Genomic DNA, 6,290 nt, shown 5'->3' with positions numbered 1-6,290 from the left:
CAGCCGTCTCTGCTGTAGGAGGGGAAGTAAGACCAAAACTAGGGCGAAAGTCCAAGTTGCGGCATTCCCCCGTGATTACAGAAGCCAACACTGTACTTGGTACTCCAAGTCAGTGTGGGTAGTTCACTTGAGGAAATTGAAGCCTTGGGCAGAAAAGAACGTCAAGAATTACGAAATCTCCTCAGCATTTTGATTGCACATTTACTCAAATGGGAATTTCAACCAGGGAAACGTAGTCGTAGTTGGTTAAATACAATTCGCATCCAGCGACTTGATACGTGGGAATTGCTGGAAGAAAACCCCAGTCTCCAACCATACCTGCAAGAAATTCTTCCTAAAGCCTATATGAAAGCGATCGCCTTAGCAATTGCAGAAACAAACTTACCAACGAAAACATTTCCCCCACATTGTCCTTATACTCTAGAGGAAATTCTGAGCGATCGCTATTATCCCGGTGAAGCTACAAATGATAACTTGATGGAATAATAGCCTAAAATTCTATCAGTCATGACCAATCTTCATCTGATCTCAGCATATAAAAGTTTTGGTGGCGAAGTGGGTTTTTACTCTCACTTTTCCTCAACCTGTAACTGTGAAATGCGCTTCGCTGTCTATCAACCACCCCAAGCCAAACAACAGCCATTACCTGTCCTCTATTTTCTTTCTGGCTTAACTTGTACAGAAGAGAATTTTATCATCAAGGCTGGGGCGCAACGCTACGCAGCTGAGTATGGCTTGATATTAGTCGCACCAGATACTAGCCCTAGAAATACAGGTATTGCAGATGAAGATCAAGATGGGGATTTTGGTTCCGGTGCTGGTTTTTATGTTGATGCGATCGCAGAACCTTGGCATCAGCATTACCAGATGTATACTTATATCGTACAGGAATTACCTAGCATAATTGCCGCTAATTTTGCTATACAACCTGATAAACAAGGTATTTTTGGTCATTCAATGGGCGGACATGGGGCGTTAGTCTGTGCCATAAGAAACCCGCAACTATATAAATCAGTCTCAGCCTTTGCACCCATCGCTGCACCAATGCGCTGTCCTTGGGGTCAAAAAGCCTTCAGTGGTTATCTAGGAGATAATCAAGCAGCGTGGCTGAATTATGATGCTAGTGAATTAATTCAGAAACTAGGATATCACAGTCCCATTCTCATTGATCAAGGGACAACTGATAAATTTTTAACAACACAACTATTCCCAGAAGAATTTGCAAAAGCTTGTAAATCTGTGCATCAGCCCTTAAATTTACGTTACCAAACAGGCTACGACCACAGTTATTATTTTATCGCTAGTTTTATTGCAGATCATATCCGTCATCATGCCAAAGCTTTGTGTACGAATTATTGACATTATTCTAGTCCCATAAATCAGTAATGTATCAAATTCTGAATTTTTTCTGCTATTTATCGGCACAAAACTAAATCACATAACGTCACCTAACCTACAAACTCGCTGTGTAATATGAGTATAGGTGCGTACTACAATAGACGGACTCTACTGATGTAATTCTGTCCAATCAAACGGAAAAATACAAATGTATTTGATCTCATGCCCACCTAATTAGTGACAATTCCCGAATTTTGTGTGGGTTGCGTGGTGAAGCGGCTAATTCCCAAGGTGTCATTGATGCTGATGGACTGTACAGATATGTTTGTCATCAAACCCACCAATATATTGAGCAAACTAATCAGCAATTACGACTGATGAATCAGCAAGACAAAAGTAGAGGCGAGACTAATTTATATTCCGAATATCCCCAGCAAACACCGAAGCGCATTGTAGAAGGAGTCGGGGAAGTGATTCTAGAGTTGAAACCAGCAGGAGCTATTGATTTAGGGATTTGTCCTTACCGGGGATTACAGGCTTTTGGAGAGGAAGATGCTCAGTATTTTTACGGCAGAGAAGTTGTTGTTGAGCAACTAATTAGTGAGTTGGTGCAGAAGTCATTTATCGCTGTGGTGGGAGCCTCTGGTAGTGGTAAATCTTCGGTGGTACAGGCGGGATTAATGGCGCAACTGCGTCAGGATAAGGGTGAAGACTGGTGGATGAGAAGCTTTCGCCCCGGTGCAAATCCTCTGCAAGCTTTATCACGGTGCTTAGTCGATAGGGGTGCGGAGAAAGAAGAGCAAATACAACTAGAAGGCTTTGTTGATTGGATAGGTCAGCGCCCAGAACCAATGGTGGTTTTGGTTATAGATCAGTTTGAGGAGTTATTTACCGCCGCATCCAGTGAAGATAGAGGACGTTTTTTAGAGGTGGTTTTGGGGGGGTTGGAATCTGTCCCGGAGAAGTTTAAGTTAATTATTACTTTGCGGGCTGATTTTATCGCCCCCTGTTTAGAATTACCAACATTGGTGCGGTTGTTGCAGGATTCCACTGTGCTGTTACCTCCCTGTTTAACTGAGGAGGAGTATCGCCGGATAATTGTTAACCCGGCCGAACAAGTGGGTTTAACTGTGGAGGGGGAATTGGTGGAGGTGCTGATGCAGGAGTTACAGCATTCTCCTGGGGATTTACCTTTATTAGAATTTGTTCTGGAACAGTTGTGGGAATACCGCGAAAATGGTGTGATCACTTTAGACGCTTATCAAGAACATTTGGGGGGAATTAAAGGGGCGCTGGAAACTAAAGCTCAAAGCCTTTACAACAGTTTAGACCCAGAGGCTCAAGAGTGCGCCCGGTGGATTTTTATGTCGTTGACTCAGTTGGGTGAGGGTACGGGAGATACTCGACGACGGGTATTGAAATCTGATTTGATTGTGCAGAAATATCCAGTTGGTTTGCTAGAAAGGACTTTACAGGTGTTAATTGCTGCCAAGTTGGTAGTGGTAAATTTAGAGCAGCACTTCGGCTTACTTCGACTTACTTCGACTTACTTAGACTTACTTCGACTCCGCTCAGTACAAGCCGCTCAGTACAAGCCGCTCAGTACAAGCCGCTCAGTACAAGCCGCTCAGTGTTCGAGGGGGGGGGAATATTTTTATTTATCTGAGGGATGTTCCTCTGTGACTGTAGAGTTGGCTCATGAGGTGTTGATTCGCTGTTGGTCAACTTTGCGTTGGTGGTTGGAGGAAAATCGGGCGTTGATGCGATCGCATCGGCAAATTGCCCAAGCCGCAGATTTATGGAAAAATAGTGGTGAAGAACCAGACTTTTTATTACAAGGTGTCCGTCTGGCAGAAGCAGAAGAAATATATATTAATTACATTGATGAAGTCTCTCTCGATGTTCAACGTTTTATTCAAGCTTGTTTAATAGAAAGAGAACGCCAACAACAAATCACCAAAAATCGCCTCAGAAAAGCTCAAAGAACCGTGGGAATTATGAGTATTTTGGGACTGACTGCTTTTGGGTTGGCTGTTTTAACTTATCAACAAACTCAAAAAGCCCAGTTACGAGAAATACAGGCTTTAAATTCCCTCTCGGAAAATTTTCTGCTCTCCCATCAGCAGTTAGAAGCATTAGTAACTAGCCTCAAGGCAGGTAGAGAAGTAGAAAAAAATACACTGGGAATCCCGAAAAATCTTCAATCTCAAACTGCAACTATCCTACAACAGGCAGTTTATGGAACTCAAGAGCGTAACCGCTTAACTAATAATTCTTGGGCAAAAACTGTCAGTTTTTCACCATCTGGTGAAATATTGGCGGCTGGTTATGCTGACAATACCGTTAAACTTTGGAATCGTGATGGCAGTTTACTAGTGACCATCACAGACCATACAAATGATGTCAATAGTGTGAGTTTTTCACCAGATGGTCAAATTTTAGCCACGGGTAGTAGTGATAATACTGTCAAACTCTGGAGTCGTGATGGCAAGTTAATCAAAACTCTCACAGGACATCTTCATGGTGTGAATAGCGTCAGGTTTTCACCGAATGGTCAAATTTTAGCCACGGGTAGTAGTGATAATACTGTGAAACTCTGGAGTCGTGACGGCAAGTTACTGGTAAATTTGATCGAACATAGCCGTAGTATCAATAGTGTTAGTTTCTCGCCAGATGGTGATACCATTGCCTCAGCTAGTGATGATGGCACGGTGAAACTTTGGAGTTTAGATGGTCGTTTGTTATCAACTTTGCCAGCTAGTATGAGAGAAGTTTTGGATGTCAGTTTTAGCCCTGATGGACAGACCATCGCTTCTGCTAGTGCCGACCATACTATTAAACTTTGGACTAGTGACGGGAATTTGGTCAGAACTATAGCAGGGCATAATGGTGGTGTTTGGGAAGTCAAGTTTTCTCCTGATGGTCAGGTTATGGCTTCGGTTAGCGCTGATCAAACTATTAAACTGTGGACTCGTGATGGTAACTTGTTAGAAACTTTGCAAGGACATAGCCATGAGGTTAATAGTCTGAGTTTTAGTCCTGATAGTAATAGACTGGCTTCGGCTAGTGATGACAATACTATCCGATTGTGGAAACTAGAAAGAAATTTACCGAAAACTGTTTACGGACATCAGGGGAGTGTGAATGATGTCAGTTTCAGCCCTGATGGGAGTACTATTTTTTCCATGAGTTCTGACAAAACTATGAAACTCTGGAGTTTAGATGGTCGGTTAATTAATACCCTACCTTCTCCTAAAGAAGATGTAACTAGTATTACTTTTACTAGTGATAGTAATATAGTGGCTTTGGGCAGTGCAGACCAGAGTATCGAAATTCGCCAGAGGGATGGGACTTTGCTGCATACTCTCAAGGGACATCAGCATTGGGTAACGAGTATGAGTTTTAGCCCTGATGACAAAATTCTAGCTTCTGCTAGTGGGGATAAAACTATTAAACTTTGGAGTCGTGACGGTCGGTTGTTGCACACGCTCTCAGGTCATAATGGTTGGGTGACTAATATTAAATTCAGCCCCGACGGTAAAATTCTGGCTTCTGCTAGTGGGGATAAAACTATTAAACTCTGGAGTCTGGATGGTCGTCTGCTGAAAACTTTGCGAGGACATAGCGCTAGTATATCGAGTATTAATTTCTCTCCTGATGGGAATAATATTGCTTCGGCTAGTGATGATGGCACGGTGAGGCTTTGGAGTTTAGATGGTTCACTACTGCACACGTTCCAGGGTCATAGTGGTTTGGTGACTAGTGTTAGTTTCTCTCCTGACGGCAAAATGTTAGCTTCGGCTGGCGATGATCATACTATCAAAATCTGGAGTATGGAGAATGGGATTTTGCTGAAAAATTTGCCTGGACATCAGGGGGGTGTTAAAAGCGTCAATTTCAGTCCTGATGGTAAAATGCTGGTTTCTGGGGGTCAGGATGCCACAATTAAACTGTGGAATTTGGAGGAGATAGAGTTGCAAACATTGAATCTGAATCAGCTGCTGAACTATGGTTGCGATCGCCTGGGTGATTATCTGAAAACTAGCCCTGATATTACTACAGAAGAGTATCAGCTTTGTTTTAGGAGGGAATAGGTTGTGGAGAGTGTGGGGAGTGTGGGGAGTGTGGGGAGTGTGGGGAGTGTGGGAAAAAGTTGATTACAGTTAATTAGCTGGACATAATACTAGAATAAGAATTATGAACAAACGTTATTTTTTACAGGGCAGTGCTGTAATTATTGGCGCTGCTGTTTTATCACCGAATATCAATTGGGGTTCAGAAAAGATGACAACTTCTAATAATCAGTTTGCAATTACTAAACCTGAAGAAGAGTGGCGCAGCATTTTAACGCCGGAACAATTTCGCGTTTTAAGAAAACATGGTACTGAACCAGCAGGTAGTAGCGCACTGGATAAGGAATATGATCAGGGGACTTTTGTTTGTGCTGGCTGTGGACAAGAATTGTTTACCTCTGATACTAAGTTTAACAGTGGCACTGGTTGGCCGAGCTTTTTTCAACCAATTGAAGGTGCGATCGCCACTACTGTAGATCGGTCATTTTTTATGACTAGGACAGAAGTGCATTGTAGCAAGTGTGGTGGACATCTGGGTCATGTATTTAATGACGGCCCTGCGCCCACTGGTAAGCGCTATTGCATGAATGGTGTCTCGATGAATTTTGTCCCTGCTTAATAGGGATTGGGAGAAGAAGCGGAGGGGCAGGGGGCAGGGGGCAGGGGAGAATAGGAAATATCCTGAAATACAGTGAATAAGTAGTATTTGGGTTCAAACTTCCCATACTCCCCACACCTCCCACACCTCCCACACTCCCCACACTCCCCACACTCCCCACACTCCCCACACCTCCCACATTCCCCACACTCCCCACACTCCCCACACCTCCCTACTCCCCACACTCCCCACACTCCCCACACTCCCCACACCTCCCACAC

3 protein-coding genes and 1 pseudogene are annotated in these 6,290 nt (G+C 43.4%); all 4 read left to right on the top strand.

Annotated elements, in window-relative coordinates; all coding sequences use genetic code 11:
• Positions 1-96 precede the first annotated feature (96 nt).
• The 4 genes and pseudogenes from VB620_RS20670 (at position 97) to msrB (ending at position 6,030) form a co-directional block, all read left to right on the top strand.
• Positions 97-486, top strand: a complete 390-nt coding sequence (locus VB620_RS20670; RefSeq protein WP_323198037.1) for a DUF29 domain-containing protein — start codon at positions 97-99, stop codon at positions 484-486.
• A 21-nt stretch (positions 487-507) separates the two neighbouring features.
• Entirely contained in the window at positions 508-1,359 is an 852-nt protein-coding gene (fghA, locus tag VB620_RS20665; protein ID WP_323198036.1) for an S-formylglutathione hydrolase, read from the top strand.
• Positions 1,360-1,589: 230 nt separating this feature from the next.
• A pseudogene (locus VB620_RS20660) lies at positions 1,590-5,432 on the top strand (nSTAND1 domain-containing NTPase); the annotation flags it as partial.
• Positions 5,433-5,535: 103 nt separating this feature from the next.
• The gene (gene msrB / locus VB620_RS20655; protein WP_323198035.1) at positions 5,536-6,030 is read left to right on the top strand and encodes a peptide-methionine (R)-S-oxide reductase MsrB; all 495 of its coding nucleotides are present in this window, start codon (positions 5,536-5,538) and stop codon (positions 6,028-6,030) included.
• Positions 6,031-6,290: the final 260 nt, after the last annotated feature.

Source organism: Nodularia harveyana UHCC-0300 (genome assembly GCF_034931085.1).
In the GTDB taxonomy this organism is placed as follows: domain Bacteria; phylum Cyanobacteriota; class Cyanobacteriia; order Cyanobacteriales; family Nostocaceae; genus Nodularia; species Nodularia harveyana.
This window is presented reverse-complemented; position numbering and strand designations above follow the sequence as displayed.

What these genes read in the sequence shown, in the direction of transcription:
- fghA (WP_323198036.1), top strand. Translation starts at nt 508, where the DNA reads ATGACCAATCTTCATCTGATCTCAGCATATAAAAGTTTTGGTGGCGAA.
- msrB (WP_323198035.1), top strand. Translation starts at nt 5,536, where the DNA reads ATGAACAAACGTTATTTTTTACAGGGCAGTGCTGTAATTATTGGCGCT.